This window comes from Candidatus Hydrogenedentota bacterium (assembly GCA_019695095.1).
Classification (GTDB): Bacteria; Hydrogenedentota; Hydrogenedentia; order Hydrogenedentales; family SLHB01; genus JAIBAQ01.
Map to the genome: position 1 here is coordinate 1 of JAIBAQ010000039.1, position 18,465 is coordinate 18,465.

Here is an 18,465-nt window from a genome sequence, read left to right on the forward strand (position 1 = left end):
ACCCTTGATGAAGACGGGAGGCTTTATCCCCAGCGTTGACCATCAAACGCCGCCGGGGGTGTCTCTGGGACAATACCGCGTCTATCTGCGCTTGCTCGACGAATACACGCGATTGGGGTAGTCGCTACTGGAGTGACTCGTACTGATGGCATCTTATTTTGGGCGGAAAGCAGGGACAGACACGTCTCCGCTTCGCTGCGCTTGTGTCAGTCCCTGTATTCCGCCGCTATTGACTCTTCCTTGGGTCAACCAATAGGTTGCCTTAATTACGATTCACTATTCTAGATTCGGAGGAAGATCTTCCGCCGATACATCCAATGCAGGATCAGCCAGTACACGAGCAGCACGGCGGCTCCAAGCAGGAACGGTTCGTACGCATCGCCGGCGATTTTGAATATGCTTTCGCCGAGGTGGATCGTAAGGTTCTTGTGCACGAATTCGCCGAACAAGTGGGCGATGCAATAGGCGGCGATGGAATTAACGCCGATGATCATGAGCGGGAACGACCACTTGCTCACGCGCGCCCAATCGATGACCGCGTAGAACGCCGCCATCAACAGGAAACACCAGCCGCCGCTGAAGAGCACCCAACTTGGCGTCCAGATGCGCTTCACCACGGGGCAAATGCCCAATGCACCCAGCAGCCAGCCCGATGCAAGTCCGATAATGCCCGCGATTACCAGCCAACGGACCTTCTCTTGGGGGGTCCGCGTGGTGTTCAGCACATTGCCTGCGAGCAGACCGAGGATCATCGTGGCCAAGGTGGGAATGAAGCTCAGCGTTGAATATCCGCCTCCGTTGCTTGTGAATGGTTCTTCTCTCGGGAAGAGATTCATGAACCACGTATCGAAGGCCCATGCGAAGTTCGTGTTCTTGTTCCAGTGCGCGGCAAAGCCAGCCAGATTCTGAGGCCAATCCGCGGTCACTTTTGAGGCCGCCCAATTGAACTCGGGGCCGGGCAGCGGATACAGCGCAAACGCCGCCCAGTATCCCACCAAGATGGCGACGAGCGCGGACCATTGGGCGCGCGGCGAACACCAACCGAGAAGGAAGAGAAATCCGTAACCAAGACCAATTTGAGACAAGGTATCTTCAAAGGTCCAGCGGGTCATATCGGCATGGGTTGAGCGCAGAAACACGCCAAGCAGCACCAGAAGCAAGGCGCGCCAAAAAGCGTGCAGCGACATTCGTTGTTTGGACTGTCCCTTTGCGAGGCGCGCGGCCATCGAGAAGGGCAGCGCCACGCCGACGATGAACGAGAACGACGGTTGTATCAGATCGTGCAACGAACATCCCACCCATTCGACGTGAGATTGGTGATGACCGAGGAATTGCCACAACTTGCTGGCGGGGCGTGCGGCAGCCACGGCGCTCAAGTGCAAAACTTCCGCCATCATCAGGAACATGACGAAACCTCGATAGGCGTCGAGCGAATGCAGCCGTTGCACGATGGACATCGAGGGGGTGGTGGAATTGACATCGCTGCTCATAAAGGTACTTCCTCAAACGATTGACGTATCGCACTAGCATAAAGACGCAGCCGAGCAATATCCAGAAGAGGCTATGCACCCCCAGGAAACGTGCAGCCGTCAGGAATCATCGGAGTCTGTATCGAGATGGAATCGATGAATGATGCGATGGAAAGGGGGCGCGACAAGGACTGCAGCCGAGGTCAGGAAGACAATCCCGCTGAAAAGGGCATACGCCGAGGCGAACAGCTTGCTCAAGTTGGTCGGCATGGGGCTAACGGGGCCCATCCCCGTCAGAATCATGGATGCATTGAGCAGGGAATCCACCCATCCGAGATTGGCGAGATAATGGTACCCGATTACGCCCAACCCCAACGAAACTCCGAGCAGTAACCCCGCAAGGGCCGTGAATCGTAGTTGTCGCAGCAAGAAGTGCTTGCGAGAAAGGAGGGCATCGTCACGTTGCTCGAACATGGAAGGTACCTCCTGATCCGTAATGCGGCGACGGCCATTGACTACCTCGATACTATGAATGAGGGTGGCAAAGCTGCAAGTTTGCCCAGCTTTTGAAGGGAGCATTCTGTACTATCGATGTGAGTATCCGGGTCTTTGAATGGCAGCGTTTACTCAAAGTAGACTAGTATCAGTTTGTCGTCCCAATGGACTCTGGGGATTTGGGGCGGTGTGTCGACGGGGGAATCCACTATTCCAATTGGACTGCGGCGACCGTAGAAGCGGGGAATTCATATCCTCGGGATGGAAACCGGCCGCAGAGTAGGGGGAATCATGTACCGCAAGCTATCCGGAGTGTTTCGTGTCTGCGCGCTCGTCGGCGTGACCTGTCTGCTTTTGACGGATCTTGCCCGGGCGGACCTGCAAAACGTGCAGGTTGGCGGGGAATTGCGCATGCGCTACCGCTATTACCGGAACGTGTTCGAGCAGGACTTCAGCAGAACCGTCCGCGTGCCTGGCGATTTTCTTTTCAAGCGGCCCATCGGCGCGTCAGACGTCTTTTCTATTTTTGACTGGGATGCAGAAGGTCCCGATTGGCATTTTGCGGAGAGCGCGATTCTGCTTAACGTTCGCGCGGACCTCACGGACAATGTGTCCGGATACATCGAGCTATACGACTACAACGTTTGGGGCGAGGACTTCCGTTCGGACTACATTACCGGCGCGGATTTCCGGGCTTCCACAAGCGAAGACGTCGAGATTAATCAGTCCTATATACAGCTTGATTCCGTGTGCGATTTGCCGCTTCGGGTTCGGATTGGCCGTCAAGCCCTCGTGATGGGTAAAGGTTGGCTCGTAAACGAAATGCTTACGCCAACGCAGCGCCTTTCATTCGACGCAGTCCGCGCCACGTATGACACGGAGGACTTTTCCGTGGATGCTTTCTGGGCCAAGCCCTTTGAGGGTGGCGTGGGTGAGCAAGACGGCGATGTCGATTTTTACGGTGTCTACGCAACATACAAGGCGTTGAAGCCCGTGGACATTTCGGCCTATTGGTATTTCCTGCGCGACGGGCGCAGCCGCAATGACACCGATTACGACGCGTTCAGCGAGTGGGTGGAAGATGCCATTGGCCGCGACAACTATGACCCGACCACGCTGCACACGGTGGGCATCCGTCTCAATGGGGCATTGGGCAACTGGGACTACGACTTGGAAGTCGCGTACCAGTTTGGCGAAGCCGACAGCCTTGGTTCGCGCTTTGTGCCCATCGGCATGATGTACGGCGACGACGACGCGCGGTACGACAATATTGGCGCGGATCTGAGAACCGGCTACACCTTTGACGTGACGTGGAAGCCGCGCGTGTCCTTGATTGGCGCCTATTTCGAAGGGCAGGACAACCGCGACCTGAGTTTTGCGCAGTGGCTTAACCCGCTGTACCGGCCGGATGCCAGTGTATCGTTCAACCGGCTGTTCGCCGACTACAACTACCTGCCCGTGGTGAATGACAACGGTTGGTTGTCCAACTTTTACATGGTTGGCGGCGGCGTTGACCTGCATCCTTCGGAGCAGGTGTTGTTGCACCTGCAATTGGTCAAGGCGTGGATCGATGCGCCCTTCGACCAGCCGGCCTATTGGGAAGTCGGCGATTGGCGCATTCCCCTCGCGCCGAACTTCTCGTTCTGGACCAACGAAGGAAGTAACGACATCGGTTACGAAGCATCGTTCTACGTGAAGTACAACTACTCCGAAGACCTGTACTTCTTGTTGTACTACAGCCACCTGTTCGCGGGTGACGGTCTTACGGATGGAGGTTACTTCCAGTTCAATGGGACTGCATTTAGTGGCGGCTCCGACGACCAGGATGCCGACTATGTGTTCTTGATGTCGGTATTGAAGTTCTAGACCGTCAAATTATCAGTCAGTTTTGCCTACAGCGCCTGCCCTCGCGGCGGGCGTTGTGCTTTTCGCGGGACGAAAGAGAACCGGCTGGTCCTCAAGTTAGATCACAGGCGCACGACGGTACGACACGGCTTGAATCTGAAGGGAAAATGGGGAAGATGGTGCCGGAGAAGGGACTTGAACCCCCACGGGCTTGCGCCCACATGGTCCTGAACCATGCGTGTCTGCCATTTCACCACTCCGGCACGAAGGTAGAAGCGGTAAAGCGGGGGAGATCATAGCGCACGGCGGAGTCGCGGGTCAAACGCGAGGCGACGATGGAAAGACTCGAGCAAAGGACGGCGGTCAAGAGCCGCGTGTACCGAAGCCTTATGCGTGGCGTTCCGAGGTGGTAGAATCGTGCCGAACAACGAGGACCTACGAGGGAGTGTGCGATGGAACCAGTAGATGATCTGCGCGGCATCATCACGGTGCTTAACACGCCGTTCACGTCGCATGACCGTATCGATACGGAGGGCTTGCGCAAGAATGTGTCGCGGGCTATTGACGCTGGCGTGGTGGGGTTCCTGGTACCTGCGATGGCCTCCGAGGTGGGCAAGCTCAGTGAGACCGAGCGCGAGGAAATGGTGCGCGAGGTACTCGATGAATGCCGTGGGCGAGTGCCGGTAATTGGCGGGGCATCCGCGGCTGACGGAGTCGCGCGGGTCCGCGCGGCGAAGGCTCTCATTGACTTGGGGTGCGATGGAGTGCTTGTGAGCATTCCCTATGAGGACGATGTCCAGTATACGCAAGCGGTGCGCGAGGTGGCCGATCTCCGGCCGCCCTTCTTGATGCTGCAGGATTGGGACGCTGCCGGCGGTGGAGTGCCGGTGCGGTTGATAGCCCGGCTGTTTGAGGAGATAGATTCGTTTCGTTGCCTGAAAGTGGAAGTTGTGCCCGCGGGCGTCAAGTATTCGGCGGCGCTTGAAGCGACGGGCCGCCGCTTGCACGTGTCTGGCGGCTGGGCGGTAATGCAGATTATCGAAGCGCTCGATCGCGGCGTTCATGCATTCATGCCGACGGGGATGCACGCACTCTACACGCGCATCTACGGTCTATATGCTAGCGGCCGGCGCGACGCTGCGCGCGCCCTGTTTAACCGTCTGCTGCCCGTGCTGGCCTTCTCCAACCAACATCTTGACATGTCGATCCACTTCTTCAAAAGGCTACTGCATAGGCAAGGCGTGTATGCCACCGATCGCGTGCGGCAGCCGATTATGCCGTTTGACGCCCATCACGCGCGGATCGCGGACGAGCTTATCGAGTACGCGATTGCGTTGGAGGATGAAGCAGCGTCAGCTCCCCTTTAAGCCTTTCCGCGGAGAACCCAACTAGCGCGCGAACGGCAGCCGGGCACAGTCGGTTGAGGTAGTAGAGGAGCCTCGATTCAATCGTGACGGGGACAATCGCCTGGTTCCGATGTATGGCGCGGACGATGGCCCGTGCCACGCGTTCAGGCCCGAAATTGCGCTTTGCGTACGTTTTTTCGACGCGGTCCCGTGCCCGTTCGTGTTCGACAACGCCGCGGATGCGCGTCGCTTGAAGTATGTTCGTTTTGACCACCCCCGGGCAGATGATCGAGACACCGATTCCATAGGGCTGAAGGTCCGCGCGCATGCTCAGTCCCAGGCCAAAAGAGCCAAACTTGCTTGTGACATACGCGGTGGTGAAAGGTGTGGCCACATAACCCAGCATGGAAGATACGTTGACGATATGGCCGCCATGACCATGCTCCGCCATCTTCGGCGCGAACAGGTGGCAGCCGTGGATTGTCCCCCAAAGGTTAATGCCAAGCAGCCACTTCCAGTCATCCATGGTCGTGGTGAGAATATCGCCGATGACCGCCACGCCCGCGTTATTCACGAGGATATCCACGCAAGGAACGAGTTCGTGGACGCGGTCCGCGAAGGCGCGCATCTGCTCGAAATCCGCAACGTCTACGCGCTCGGCCAGCAGGCATTCGGAGATGGCGCTCAGTTCAGTGCGTAGTGCAGAGAGGCCCTCATCATTCACGTCGCAGATGATGATCCTCGCGCCCTCCTGCGCGAGGGCCAATGCCGTGGCGCGTCCGATGCCGCTTGCCGCACCGGTCACGAGCGCAACTTTGCCTCTTATTTCGCGCATGAGTTCATCCCCGCACCAAGTGCGTTTTCAGCCCGGCTGGGACCATTCGATATGAATCGTCTGTTTCGTCCCCGCGCCACCCACATTGGGAATCGACAGATAGCGAGAGATATTGTCGTACGAGATTGCCTGCCCATTTTGCCATACCTGTACCGATGCGAGGCCCATTGGGACGAAGATGACGGTCGGCGCGCTGGAATCGTTGGCGGTGTAGGTGAGGTCGAAGCTTTGTTCTCCAAGGCTCCACTCGGGGTCGTCTCCGGCAATGCGCTGGGGATACATGCGTACAATGATCTGCAACGTTGTGGTCTCGTCGCCATTGTCGTCAATAAGACCGTAGCCACCTTCATGCGCCACATCGTAGGACCAGTAGGCCCAACCGATCTGATAGTAATCGAAGAGTTCCAGCAGGTCATTGAGATAGTTGTAGTCGGAATCGGCGGTTCCGTGGATGCCGAACTCTCCAAAGAACAACGGCGTACCGAAGGCGCGTGCATCGTCCACGCGCATTTTCACCGCGCGCTCCGTCCACAGCTTGGAGGTCTCCGGATAGCCCAATCCGAACTGGCTGAGCAATTCGTAATAGTGCGGCGCGTAGACGCTGCCTTCCTGCGGATTGAACGCAAGGTTGGTCTTCAGGCCGCCGGACGTAAGAATACGCGGCTCGAAGTACAGGGGCGTATCAAAGCCGTTTTCCGTGTGCATGTCCTGCACGTCCCGATAGAACCGCGACAGGGTGGTCTGCTCAAAATGGACATCATCCGCACCGTAGGGTTCGTTCATGATATCCAGTCCGATCACGTTGGGCAGGTCATCGACTCGATTGAGCAAATGTTCAACCATGTTCACGTATTTTGCTTTGAGGGCGTCACTGGCCCAGAAGTTGTTGAAGCACGCGATGACCGCAGGCTGCAGGTAGTTAAGATTCCACGGCTCTTGCGGGGTGAAGGGTTCTCCGTTGTCGTTGATGGCCCAGTCGGGAAACCCATCGCCGCCGTACCTGCCGCTATACAGGTCCTGGTGGAGGTCGACAATGACGTCGATGCCAAGCTCTTCAAGCCAACCGATACGCTCAACGGTCGCGTCCAGGTACTCCTCATCATAGACGCCTTCCTGGGGCTCGATGGCTTCCCAGAAGACGAGATAACGCACGACGTTGAAGCCCCAGTTGTTTAGCCGCGCAAAGTCGTCTTTGGTCTGCCAGGGCAAGAAGTCGGCGCTGTACTTCGAGTAGTTGGAAACGTTGACGCCGTGATAGATGACGATCCGGTTGTCGGCATCGCGCAGGTGTGGCGCGCGGAGAGGCTTTTCGCAGCCAAAGACGAGAATTGTGCAAACGGTGCACGTGAACGCAATACGGAACAGGCGGATCGTCATGGCGCGTTCCCCCCAGTGCGTTTAGGCTTTGGTAAAGTCTAGCATATCGGATCGTGCGAGAGTCACCAGTTGACCGCGAGCAATTTGCGCCTGTTCAAGCTGAGAACTATGATCCGCGCGGTTGAATTAACGAGAGGAGCACCATGTCTGAGTTGAGCAAGAAGACTGTACATATGATTGGTCATGGCCACATCGATCCTACGTGGCTGTGGCGTTGGCCGGAAGGGTACGAAGAGGTGCGTGCGACGTTCCGCAGCGCCTTGGACCGCATGAACGAAACGCCCGAGTTCACGTTTACGGCGAGCAGCGCATGTTTCTACGCGTGGGTTAAGGCATGCGATTCGGAGCTTTTCGAACAGATTCGCGCCCGCGTGAAAGAAGGACGTTGGGAAATCGCGGGCGGATGGTGGATTGAACCGGACTGTAACATTCCCTCCGGCGAATCGTTTGTCCGTCAGGGTTTGTATGCTCAGCGTTTCTTTGAGAAGGAGTTTGGCGTGCGCGTTACCGTCGGATTCAATCCCGACAGTTTTGGACACGCGGGTACCTTGCCGCAGATCTACAAGAAGTTGGGAATCGACAGCTACGCGTACATGCGCCCGGACGCTCTAACCGAGATGCATTATCCGGAAGGCACTACGTTTTGGTGGCAGGCCAACGATGGAACGCGCATCCTTGCGACCCTGATTCTTGAAAGCTATAACGCCGACGCGGAAACGCGCGAGCGCATTGAACGTTTGGCCAAGAACGTTCATCTGAACGAAGGTCAGAAAGAGATCTTGGGATTCTACGGCGTGGGCAACCACGGCGGCGGACCTACGAAGCGGGCGATTGCGCAGATCCAGGAAGCGCAGAACGACAAGAAATCTCCCAAGGTGTTGTTCTCCACGCTGCGGGATTATTTCGACGCCTTTTTGAAAGATACCGATGAGAAAGCGATTGCCACGATTTCGACGGATCTTCAGCATCATGCCCAGGGCTGCTACACGACGCATGCCGACATCAAACGCCTGAATCGTTCGACCGAACACGCCTTAATGGCCGCGGAACGGTTCGCCACGGCTGCGTGGCTGACCCAGAACCACTCCTATCCGCAAGACGTGTTGGAGAAGGCTTGGAAAGACCTTCTGTACAACCAATTCCACGATATTCTAGCGGGCACAAGCCTGGAGTCATCGTACGAAGATGCGCGCGATCAGCTTGGCGCGGCGCGCCACGCGGCGAATGTGGTGCGCAATGAGTCGATTCAGGTGATTGCCCGCGCCGTAGACACGACACCCGAGGGCAACACGCTGATGGTGGTGAATCCGTTGCCGTGGCCGGTCCGGCAGGTTGTTACTGCACCTCCCATCGCGGCACGTACGCTCGAGACGCCGATTCATTTTGTTGATGCGGAAAATGAACCGACCCTGAGTCAGCCTGCTCTCGACGAACGTATTGGTAGTGTGGCCCACGTGTTCACGGCCGAAGTGCCTGCGCTCGGATACCGCTGCTATCACGCGCGATCGGGACACAAGAAGGTCAAGCAAGACGGCAAGCTCAAAGCCGGTCGCGACTTTCTCGAAAACAAATGGTGGCGCATCGAATTCGACCCGTATCAGGGTCACCTATGCAGGCTCTACGACAAGAAGCGCGAGATAGAAGTGCTGAACAAAGGCAACGTGCTTGCGGCGATAGTCGACTCGTCAGACACGTGGGGCCACGACTTCCCACAGTATCGCAACGAGGCAGGACGGTTTGGCAATGCCGAGTTGAGCGTCATTGAGGAAGGCCCGGTTCGCGCGACGGTTCGCGTGCAGTCCCGGTACGGAAAATCGCACGCGGACACATTTGTGTCGCTTTACCGGAACGACGATACGATAGACTGCGTGTTCAAGATCAATTGGCAAGAGCGCTACACGATGCTCAAGCTCGGGTACGAGACCCGCATCGAGCAAGGCGTCTCGACCTACGACACGGCCTACGGGTGTCAGGAACGCACCACCAACGGCAACGAAGAGCCTGGGCAGAAGTGGATCGACTTGTCCGGCGAAGTGGATGGAGATCGCTATGGACTTGCCGTACTGAACGACTCCAAGTACGGATTCGACATGAGCGGCGGCACCATGCGTGTTACGCTGCTGCGCAGTCCGGCCTATGCGCACCACGATCCCGCCCGATATGATTCGTCGCAACCGTTCGCGATCATGGACCAGGGTTGGCATACGGTGCGCATCCGACTGGCGCCGCACGGAGGAACGTGGAAGACGGCGGGTGTCTGCCGCAAGGCCTGGGAACTGAATGAGCCGCTGTTTGTCCACGTGGAGTCGGCGCATCCGGGGCGTTTGGGACCGAGCATGTCTTTCCTTGATACTGAAGCGCCGAACGTACTCTTGACCGTCTTCAAGAAGAGTGAGGATGGCGAGGACATTATCGTGCGCGGCTACGAGACAGCGGGCAGAAAGACCGATACCATTATCCGGCTGCCTAACAGCGACCGTTCCGCGCGTGTGACCTTTGGACCGCATGAAATAAAGACGGTGCGAATTGGACGCGAGCATGGAAATGCCGTGGAAGTGAATCTACTCGAAGAATCGATGGAATGAGTTCAACGCCCGAAATAACGCTGCCGGATGCAAGGGCGGAAGGCCCGAAGGCACGAAAAGAGCGCGTCAGAAAGGCCATGAAGCGCTTTCTCGGCAACGCGCTCCTGCTGGCGCTCTCGATGTCGCTGGTGGTTGCTTTGGGCGAGGCTGTGCTGCGCCACCGGTATGGGCATATGTTGTACAGGCCGCGCACCGAAGTGGCTGCCATTCAACAGTACTTGACGTTGAACGACAGCATCGGTTTTACCTGGAAGCCCGATATCGATTTTGGCAAGCACATAGTGCTCGCGAATTCCGACACCGAGCTGGACCCGTTGTCGACAGATGAGTTCGGGTTCTGGAATCATCCCGAGGCGATTGCCGCGCGCCGATCCGGGCAGCCGGTCGATGTTATCGGCCTTGGCGATTCGTTCATGGAAGGGGCGGCATTCTCCTTCTACACGATGTTTCGTGAGCACGGTCTCTCATACTACAGCATGTCGATTCATCGACAGTGCCCGGCGCAGTACTACACGATTCTCAACGATTACGCCCTAATCAACAAACCCAAGTGGATTGTGCTGGGTCTGTTCGAGAACGATTTCTCCGAGATTACGGACTATGACGATTGGCGGCGAAGCGATCTCGATTGGTTTGCGTATCATTCAGGGACATGGTGTGGGCCGCCAATCGGCGTGGACTGGAAAGAACGTTTCGTAAAGACCTACTTGAAAGGATGGAATGCCTTCTACCGGGTCTTGTATGCCAAGGTGCGCGGAGAACGCATGACCGTTGGAGGACCTACCGCATACGAATTGGGCCGTGTTCAAGAAAGCGTGTTGCAGGCGGTCGTTTCGGCGCGCGCCAACGGCGCGCAGCTCGTCGTTGTGCTGATACCGAGCAAGCAGTCTACGCTCCACGGCGCAACCAAGGAAGCGGAAGGTTACGACGAAGTGATGTTGAATCTTCGCGAGTACTTGATTCCGACGGTAGACTTGCGGCCCGTGTTTCGTAATCACGCGAATCCCGCGAGTCTTTACTACGAGAAGGACGGTCATTGGAATCGCGAAGGGGTTCGCATCGCGGGTGAAGAAATACTCAAGAGATTGGAAGCGCCACCCACATGATTCTCGAAGACATCGAACAGAAAGTGCTCAGCTACCTGAAACAGGTGAGCCGCGCCCTGGTTCCTTTTGACCAGTTGGTTTCTTACCTGCGCAGGCAGAGCGACTTGGGGCCATTTGACGAGCGTGACCTTCTAGACTTTCTACGCAAACACGAGCTTTTCCAGGTCATCGATTCGCCTTTCGGCGCTCTGGATGCGGAGACAGTCAAAACAATGGAAGAGGGCGGTTTCAGCGTGGGACCGTCAGTAATTCTGGTGACGCGGATTCCGCCCGCGCACGAACTCGCCCAGCAATTCGATGCGCAGATTGCCGTGTTGCTGAATGCCCTTGGCAATGCGTTGCAGGAAGCTCGGGCCAGCGGAGATGAAGCACGCGTCCGCGAAGCGGAGAGCATTATTGCCCGCGCGGAGAGGTTGAGGGAGAAGTTTCAGAAGTTCTAGCGCGCTCGGACCTCAATCGCGTCGATGCAAATGGCTTCCATGCGAGACTATCGAGGACGGTTTCGGCCAACTTTCCGTTCCCCTGACAGTCCTTCGGACTTCTTGTGCGCCGTCCACTCTTCGGAAAGGGGCTTGGTGTTGGGGTCATGCTTGAGGATACCGTGCAGTCTGGCAATGGCCCGGCGGGAAATCGGCTTGATAAGAATGCCTTCGGGAGTCGCTTGAACGATTGCCTTGCTTCCTGCCTCGGTTTCGAATTCCCTTCGCAACCAGACGGGGATTACAACTTACCCCTTTGCCGTGAAGGAAATCATGTTCCTGTTATGTTTCGGCGTATTCATAACTTAGACTACAACCTATCTTGTCAGGGGCCGCTCTTTCCGCGATTCCTGTACCACACCACGTTGTTTGTAGACGCCCCCGCAACAAGAATATCGGGGTTGCCGTCGTTGTCGATGTCCGCGACCACTACGCCGGAGGCCGCCACCCCGCCTTCGTCTATTGCGGCGCGTTGCCAATCGCGCGTCCCAGAGACGCTGTTGTAGAGATAGAGTGCGTAGGGCGCGCCGCGATAGCCTGCCACAATTTCGTCGTTGCCATCTTTGTCGAAATCGGCGACTGCCAAGGCATGCCCGTCGTTAAAGGTACTGTCAATCACGATGCGGCGCCAGGGATCCTCGACGTAGCGCACAGGGTCATATACGACAACCTCGTTGCCATGCCACGGTTCGATGGCTGCCATGAAACGTCCGGGCCATTCCTTCCGATTGCCCATGCCTACTTCGCTGGAACCTTGCTTGGGTTGATCCATGCGGTTGCCGGAACCCAGCCGTTCCTTACCCCAGGTCTGAGTTTTGGGGTCATAGCGGAACAGATGTAGGCCGTCAAAGCTGGCGGTGAGTATGTCGTCGCGCTCGTTATTGTCCCAGCGTACGACGGCCAAGCCGTGGGCAGTCGTCAGCTTCGAGTCGATTTCGAGTGCGGGCCACGCCTCTTCTTTCGGATTCTGGGGGACCCGATACGCCACGAAGCGCACCCCTGTCGTATGGTCCGGGGCTTTCGCGCCGACCCCGATGATGGGCAGCACGAGCAACTCGCGTTTTCCATCTCCGTCGATATCGGCCCAGCGAACTCGATGAGCGGTGGGGATTGCGTCAATTCTGTATCGCCTCCAATCCTGCTGCGCAGCCGGATCGCCAGGGTTATCCAGCCACTCGACGAGGCCACCTGCTGTGGAGTCATTGAGATCGAACTCCGACGCCAGCGCAACATCGACGTCTCCGTCTCCATCAATATCGGAGGGCGCCAGGTCTATATTCAGCTTGGTCTGGGTTGTGATGGAGAATCGTTCCCACGACGAATTGCGATACCACACCAACTGAGAAGGCGTGGTGGACAGCGCCAAGACATCTAGTTTCCCGTCGCCATCCACGTCCGCCGCGCTGACTTGATAACCGTTCTCGAACGCCGCATCGATCACCTGTTTCTCAAAAGTAATCGGGCTGGCGATGGGTGGGGGAGAGCTGGGGGTCTGTGCCTGGACCGCGGCATTGATGTATAGTGCCGCTAGCAGTGCGCACAGCAAGGAGACACGGTTTCTATTCACGGTCGGGCTTCCTTGTGTAAAGATTCCGGTTAGAACGAGTGTACACGGTATCTCCTGCGTGTGCACGCGGTGGATGTCTGCAGTCAATCACGATGAGGGGTTTCATGAGAATTCGGGTAGCAGCCGTTCAGTACCACCTGCACGGCATCGATTCATTCGAGGCGTTTGCCGCGCAGGTCGAGCACTATGTCAAGACAGCGGCCGAGTTTGCTGCTGAGTATGTGCTGTTTCCCGAGTTCTTCACGACTCAGCTTTTGTCCATACCTGGAGTCGGCGATCGAGGCGTGTCCGTTGAGGCGCTGGCTGGCTTCACCGGACGCTACCTGGAACTCTTCACGCAGATTGCGCGAGACGCCGGCATGTACATCGCCGCGGGTACGCACGTCGTACGCCGGGACGACCGTCTGATGAATGTGGCCCACCTGTTTTACCCGGATGGGCGGGTTTCGGAGCAGCCCAAGCTGCACATCACACCGACCGAGCGAGACGAGTGGCGCATCTCGGGTGGAGATGCCGTCCATGTGTTTGACACCGGAAAGATGAAGGTCGCCCTGTTGACCTGCTACGACATCGAGTTTCCGGAAATCGTGCGCATGGCCGTGGGCCGAGGAGCGGACGTGGTCCTTTGTCCCTCCTGCACGGACGACCTGCACGGATTCTATCGTGTGCGCTATTGCTGCCATGCCCGATGCGTCGAAAACCAAGTCTACGTTGTAACTTCCGGCACCGTGGGAACGCTTCAGGCAGTGGATTTCATGCGCGCGAATACGGGGCAGGCCGCCATACTCGCGCCCAACGACGTCTGTTTTCCGCCTCGCGGCGTCATCGCCGAAGGCGAGCTCAATCACGATATGGTTGTAGTAGGAGATTTGGACCTCGACCTGCTGCGCGAGGTCCGGGCGAAGGGCTCCGTGACGACTTGGCGCGACCGGCGCACCGATCTGTACCCTGACTTGGGATGTGGCGGCGCTTCTGCGGAAGGTCCGGGCGCATTCTGAGCCTGCGCGGGCGAAACCCTTTCGCAATTCTCCCAATACTTGGTATCATAGGTGCATCGTGTAGCCTTGGCAGGGTAAAGAGAGGAACGTCCTCGAACAATGTATTCGAAGAAGATGTACCTCTTTGAGGGGAATCGACCGGTTCCGATTGTGATTCGCAACTACGTCCCCTCGGACTTCGACGCGCTCATTCGCGTGCAAGAAGAGAGTTTTCCTCCGCCCTTTCCGTCGGAACTGTGGTGGAATACAACCCAACTGACGAACCATGTCCGGCTCTTTCCTGATGGCGCGCTTTGTGCCGAGGTGGAAGGAGAGATAGCGGGATCGGTGACCGGTCTGCTGGTAACCTGGAATCCCGATGCCCCGGATCATTCATGGGCCACCATTACCGATATGGGATACATCACGAATCACGATCCAAACGGCAACACGCTGTACGTGGTAGACATCAGTGTCCGGCCGGCTTACCGAAAACTCGGGATTGGCAAGGCGCTCATGTACAGTATGTATGAACTTGTTGTTGCCAAGGGGTTGGACCGGTTGCTGGGCGGCGCCCGGATGCCTGGATATGCGGCCCATGCGGGCGCGCTGACGCCGGAGCAGTACTTGGAGGAAGTTGTTAAGGGAACGGTGCAAGATCCTATCGTCACGTTTCTGATGCGGTGCGGACGTATGCCGGTTCGCGTCGTTCACGATTACCTCGATGACGAAGAGTCGGGCGACTGTGCCGTCTTGATGCAGTGGCAGAATCCATTTCGCGCCGAGAGGGTGGCCTCCGGATTAAGGAATTGAGCATGGACTACGTTCGCATAACGTCCATAGACGACCCGTTGTTTAAGAGCCTGCATGAGTTGATGCAGAAGGTCTTCCCGCCGGAAGAGGTGCTTGCGTTCGATGCGTGGCGCGATCCGCTTGAGGATCCCGGCATACGTGTGTGCGCAGCCGTGCACGACAACGCCGTCGTGGGCGCCACCGAATACCGGTACTACGCCGATTTCTGCGTTGCCATGACCGATTTCACGATTATTGCGCGGCCGGGCATGGGCATTGGGCGTTTCCTTTATGTTCATCGGCAAGCAGACATTGAGCAGTGGGCGGAGCAGCAAGGGTCCGAGCCGCTGGGCATGTTCGCCGAGATCTACGATCCGTACCGTGCGGAAAAACACGCGTTCGGCGGAATCAAAGTGATGGACCCCTTCGTAAGGCGCGAAGTCCTGTCACATCTCGGATACAAGAGGCTCAATTTCCCGTATGTACACCCGTCGTGGAAGAACAACGGGCACGCTGTATCGGAATTGGACCTCTGTTTCTTGCCGGAAGACGAATCCCTAGAAGAATTGCCGACCGATTTGGTGGCCAATTTCTTGACACGTTACTATTCCGTATTGCCCAACAAACCCGCGGAATGGCGGGCGATGCTGGTGCAGTTGCGGACGCGCGATACGGTGCCTTTAGCTCCACTATAATTTGAGGCACGCTGGCTGAGGGGGGAGTGCGGGGCGTTAACACGCGCTAACGCACAATTCAGGGGGGGAGTGCAGGCCGATGTCGAGTGTCGAATCCAAGCGCAGGCGGGTACTCGCGGCATTGAACCACGAAGAACCCGACCGTGTGCCCGTGGGCGATTTCTTCTGGACCAATTTTGTTCGCCGCTGCAAATGCGAGTTGATGGACGAAACCGGGCATGCGATCGGCGATCGATTCGATCCCTACGCCTACTGGGACCTTGACGTGTCTGTGGTCAATCCCAACATGGATCCTCACATCCAAGGAGTTCGCATAGTCGAGAACTCGGAGGAGCAGAAGGTTGTGACCACGGGGTTCGGCGCGACTATCGTTCGCAAATCGGTCCATCCGATGCCTTATTACGCCGATTTCACCTGGCAAAGCTTCGAGCAGATGGATGAGCTCGCATTCGACGATCCGAAGGACCCACGACGGTACTTCAATGCCATCGACGACCAGATCAACAGTGTGGGCGACGACCTTGTGCTTGGTTATCCGTCCTACGTTGACCGAGTCAACCACGCTGCGAAAACGTGTTGCGTATTTGGCAGCGTCTGTGAGCCGCACGAAATGGTGTGGCGCATCATGGGCACCGAGAATGTGCTTATGAAACTCGCCGAAGATCCTGTTCGTATGGGCAGGATCCTTGAGCGTCTCGGGGACTTCCTGGTGGGAATAGTCGAGGCGCAGGTCGAGGCTGCGGGTGGATTGCTCTCGGGCATGTACGTGTGGGGCGACGTGGCTTACGACCGTGGGATGTTCTTCTCGCCCGAGATGTGGCGTGATTTGTACAAGCCTCAGGTCAAGCGCATCTGCGATGCGATCCATGCTGCCGGGCTGAAAGTCGTCTATCACGGCTGCGGTAATGCTTCAGCGGTCTACGAAGACCTCATTGAAGCGGGTGTTGACGCCTACAATCCGCTGGAAGCGAAAGCCGGATTGAACGTGGTCGATCTTAAACGGCAATTCGGCAAGCGCTTGGCGTTTGTGGGCAACATCGATGTGCGCGTTCTTGCCACGAACAATCGCGAGCTTGTGCGCCGCGAGATTCTCACAAAGCTCAACGCGGCAAAGGGTGGCGGTTATATTCTTCAGTCCGATCACTCCATGCCCGACAATGTTGAACCGAAGACCTATTCCTATGTGGTCGAATTGGCGCGGGAGTTCGGTGTGTATCCACTGAACTTGGGCGAGTTCGATCAACCGGTGTGAAGGAGGCGGCATGAGACGTTACGGAAGTGTGCTGCGTGTCCGGCCGGAGAAATTGGAGGAGTACAAGCGTTTGCACGCGGCGGTGTGGCCTGGAATCCTCGCTATGATTCAGGAGTGCAATATCCGCAACTATTCCATCTACCACAAAGACGGGTTTCTCTTCAGCTATTTCGAGTATCACGGCGGAGATTTTGAAGCGGACATGGCCAAGATGGCTGCGGATCCCCTCACCCAGGAGTGGTGGGCCGTGTGCAAGCCGTGCCAGGAACCGCTGCCAACGCGCGCTGAAGGAGAATGGTGGGCGTCGATGGAAGAAGTGTTTCACTGCGACTAGTTCGCAAGGGGGGGATCCATGCGTATCGATTCGCAAACCATGAATCGCAACGTCGTGCTCGTTTTGGTCTGTCTTGTCTTGAGCATGCCCGTATTCGCACAAGACCTTCTAACGGCAAAGCCGGAAGCACTCAAGTGGTGGCAGGAAGCTCGATTCGGGCTGTTCATCCACTGGGGGCCGGTCAGTCTCAAGGGTACGGAAATTGGCTGGTCGCGAGGCGGTGAACGTCGAGGGACGGGCGGCACGGGCGAGATCCCCGTGGATGTCTACGACAACCTTTACAAGGAGTTCAATCCCGTAAACTTTGACGCCCGCGAGTGGGTGGCGATTGCCAAGGCAGCGGGAATGAAGTACCTCGTATTCACGACACGTCACCACGACGGCTTCTCCATGTTCGACAGCGCGCTCACGGACTATAAGATCACGAATTCGCCGTTCAAGCGCGACGTGGTCAAGGAATTGGCGGATGCCTGCCACGAGGCCGGCCTTCCATTAGGTTTCTATTATTCGCCGCCTGACTGGCACCATCCCGACTACCGCACGGAGAATCACGCCCGATTCTTGGAGTACTTGCACGGCCAGGTGCGTGAGTTGTGCACCAATTACGGCAAGGTGGACATTCTCTGGTTCGACGGTTTGGGCGGGACGGACAAAGACTGGGATTCGCAGAACCTGTTGCCCATGATTCGGACGCTCCAGCCGCAGATACTCATCAACAATCGCGCGGGGCTTCCAGCCGATTTCGATACGCCCGAACAGACGATAGGCGCTTTCGAACGCAATCGCGCATGGGAATCGTGCATCACTATCGGCGATCAGTGGGCGTGGAAGCCGAACGACAACGTGAAGCCGGTCAAAGACTGTATTCAGACTCTAGTGCGTTGCGCCGGGGGAGACGGCAATCTCCTGTTCAATGTGGGTCCCATGCCGGACGGCGCAATCGAACCCCGGCAGGTGGAACGGCTCAAGGCCATGGGAGAATGGCTGGCGAAGTACGGGGAGTCCATCTATGGGACGCGCGGTGGGCCCTACAAGCCCGGGAAGTGGGGAGCCAGCACCTGCGCCGGGAACACGGTTTATCTACACATTATGTCATGGCCGAAAGACACGTTGACCTTTGGCCCTCTTCCGGCCAAGGTCCTTTCCCACAAATCGCTTACTGGAGGCAAGGCGACGGTGAGCGCTAACGACACGAATCTTGAGGTATCGGTGGCGCCGGCTGATCGAAACGATATCGACACCGTCATCCAGCTGCAATTGGATGCGCCTGCGCTGGAGATTCCGGTGATGGAAGGAATAGATTAGCCGAGC

16 protein-coding genes and 1 tRNA gene are annotated in these 18,465 nt (G+C 57.2%); 11 read left to right on the forward strand and 6 right to left on the reverse strand.

Annotated features, from left to right (window positions below; all coding sequences use genetic code 11):
* Nucleotides 1-281 precede the first annotated feature (281 nt).
* Complete coding sequence (locus K1Y02_08815; GenBank protein ID MBX7256450.1) at nt 282-1,457, reverse strand: DUF5009 domain-containing protein; 1,176 nt, start codon at nt 1,455-1,457, stop codon at nt 282-284.
* 132 nt (nt 1,458-1,589) lie between these two features.
* Nucleotides 1,590-1,943: a hypothetical protein gene (locus K1Y02_08820; protein MBX7256451.1), complete on the reverse strand. Its 354-nt coding sequence runs from the start codon at nt 1,941-1,943 to the stop codon at nt 1,590-1,592.
* Between the two features lie 312 nt (nt 1,944-2,255).
* Between K1Y02_08820 and K1Y02_08825 the strand changes: the two genes are divergently transcribed.
* The gene (locus tag K1Y02_08825; GenBank protein ID MBX7256452.1) at nt 2,256-3,830 is read left to right on the forward strand and encodes an alginate export family protein; all 1,575 of its coding nucleotides are present in this window, start codon (nt 2,256-2,258) and stop codon (nt 3,828-3,830) included.
* A 156-nt stretch (nt 3,831-3,986) separates the two neighbouring features.
* Here the strand turns inward: K1Y02_08825 and K1Y02_08830 are convergent.
* Nucleotides 3,987-4,072: transfer RNA gene (locus K1Y02_08830), tRNA-Leu, on the reverse strand.
* 189 nt (nt 4,073-4,261) lie between these two features.
* Here K1Y02_08830 and K1Y02_08835 point away from each other — a divergent pair.
* A complete protein-coding gene (locus tag K1Y02_08835; protein ID MBX7256453.1) occupies nt 4,262-5,176 on the forward strand; it encodes a dihydrodipicolinate synthase family protein in 915 nt (304 codons plus the stop codon).
* On the opposite strand, the gene K1Y02_08840 is transcribed toward K1Y02_08835, so the two are convergent.
* Together K1Y02_08840 and K1Y02_08845 are read right to left on the reverse strand one after the other, a co-directional pair.
* Nucleotides 5,124-5,990: an SDR family NAD(P)-dependent oxidoreductase gene (locus K1Y02_08840; GenBank protein ID MBX7256454.1), complete on the reverse strand. Its 867-nt coding sequence runs from the start codon at nt 5,988-5,990 to the stop codon at nt 5,124-5,126. The genes K1Y02_08835 and K1Y02_08840 overlap by 53 nt on opposite strands.
* 27 nt (nt 5,991-6,017) lie before the next feature.
* Complete coding sequence (locus tag K1Y02_08845) at nt 6,018-7,367, reverse strand: cellulase family glycosylhydrolase (GenBank protein MBX7256455.1); 1,350 nt, start codon at nt 7,365-7,367, stop codon at nt 6,018-6,020.
* 143 nt (nt 7,368-7,510) lie between these two features.
* Here K1Y02_08845 and K1Y02_08850 point away from each other — a divergent pair, with 143 nt between their 5' ends.
* Genes K1Y02_08850 through K1Y02_08860 form a run of 3 tightly spaced genes read left to right on the forward strand, consistent with a single transcriptional unit; the run spans nt 7,511 to nt 11,498 of the window.
* Complete coding sequence (locus K1Y02_08850) at nt 7,511-9,952, forward strand: alpha-mannosidase (GenBank protein ID MBX7256456.1); 2,442 nt, start codon at nt 7,511-7,513, stop codon at nt 9,950-9,952.
* Complete coding sequence (locus K1Y02_08855; GenBank protein MBX7256457.1) at nt 9,949-11,058, forward strand: hypothetical protein; 1,110 nt, start codon at nt 9,949-9,951, stop codon at nt 11,056-11,058. The genes K1Y02_08850 and K1Y02_08855 overlap by 4 nt, the downstream gene beginning before the upstream one ends.
* Complete coding sequence (locus K1Y02_08860; GenBank protein MBX7256458.1) at nt 11,055-11,498, forward strand: hypothetical protein; 444 nt, start codon at nt 11,055-11,057, stop codon at nt 11,496-11,498. Before K1Y02_08855 ends, K1Y02_08860 begins: the two co-directional genes overlap by 4 nt.
* 364 nt (nt 11,499-11,862) lie before the next feature.
* Here K1Y02_08860 and K1Y02_08865 read toward each other — a convergent pair whose 3' ends face one another.
* Complete coding sequence (locus K1Y02_08865; protein ID MBX7256459.1) at nt 11,863-13,104, reverse strand: VCBS repeat-containing protein; 1,242 nt, start codon at nt 13,102-13,104, stop codon at nt 11,863-11,865.
* Nucleotides 13,105-13,208: 104 nt separating this feature from the next.
* On the opposite strand from K1Y02_08865, the gene K1Y02_08870 reads away from it, so the two are divergent.
* The 6 genes from K1Y02_08870 (at nt 13,209) to K1Y02_08895 (ending at nt 18,459) form a co-directional block, all read left to right on the forward strand.
* Nucleotides 13,209-14,102 carry a carbon-nitrogen hydrolase family protein gene (locus K1Y02_08870; GenBank protein ID MBX7256460.1) on the forward strand — a complete coding sequence of 298 codons (894 nt, stop codon included), beginning with the start codon at nt 13,209-13,211 and terminating at the stop codon, nt 14,100-14,102.
* A 99-nt stretch (nt 14,103-14,201) separates the two neighbouring features.
* The gene (locus K1Y02_08875; GenBank protein MBX7256461.1) at nt 14,202-14,894 is read left to right on the forward strand and encodes a GNAT family N-acetyltransferase; all 693 of its coding nucleotides are present in this window, start codon (nt 14,202-14,204) and stop codon (nt 14,892-14,894) included.
* 2 nt (nt 14,895-14,896) lie between these two features.
* Nucleotides 14,897-15,568: a GNAT family N-acetyltransferase gene (locus tag K1Y02_08880; GenBank protein MBX7256462.1), complete on the forward strand. Its 672-nt coding sequence runs from the start codon at nt 14,897-14,899 to the stop codon at nt 15,566-15,568.
* Nucleotides 15,569-15,647: 79 nt separating this feature from the next.
* Nucleotides 15,648-16,820, forward strand: a complete 1,173-nt coding sequence (locus K1Y02_08885; GenBank protein MBX7256463.1) for a hypothetical protein — start codon at nt 15,648-15,650, stop codon at nt 16,818-16,820.
* A 10-nt stretch (nt 16,821-16,830) separates the two neighbouring features.
* Nucleotides 16,831-17,154 (forward strand): L-rhamnose mutarotase, encoded by a 324-nt coding sequence (locus K1Y02_08890; GenBank protein MBX7256464.1) that lies wholly within the window; start codon nt 16,831-16,833, stop codon nt 17,152-17,154.
* Between the two features lie 18 nt (nt 17,155-17,172).
* Complete coding sequence (locus K1Y02_08895; protein ID MBX7256465.1) at nt 17,173-18,459, forward strand: alpha-L-fucosidase; 1,287 nt, start codon at nt 17,173-17,175, stop codon at nt 18,457-18,459.
* Nucleotides 18,460-18,465 lie beyond the last annotated feature (6 nt).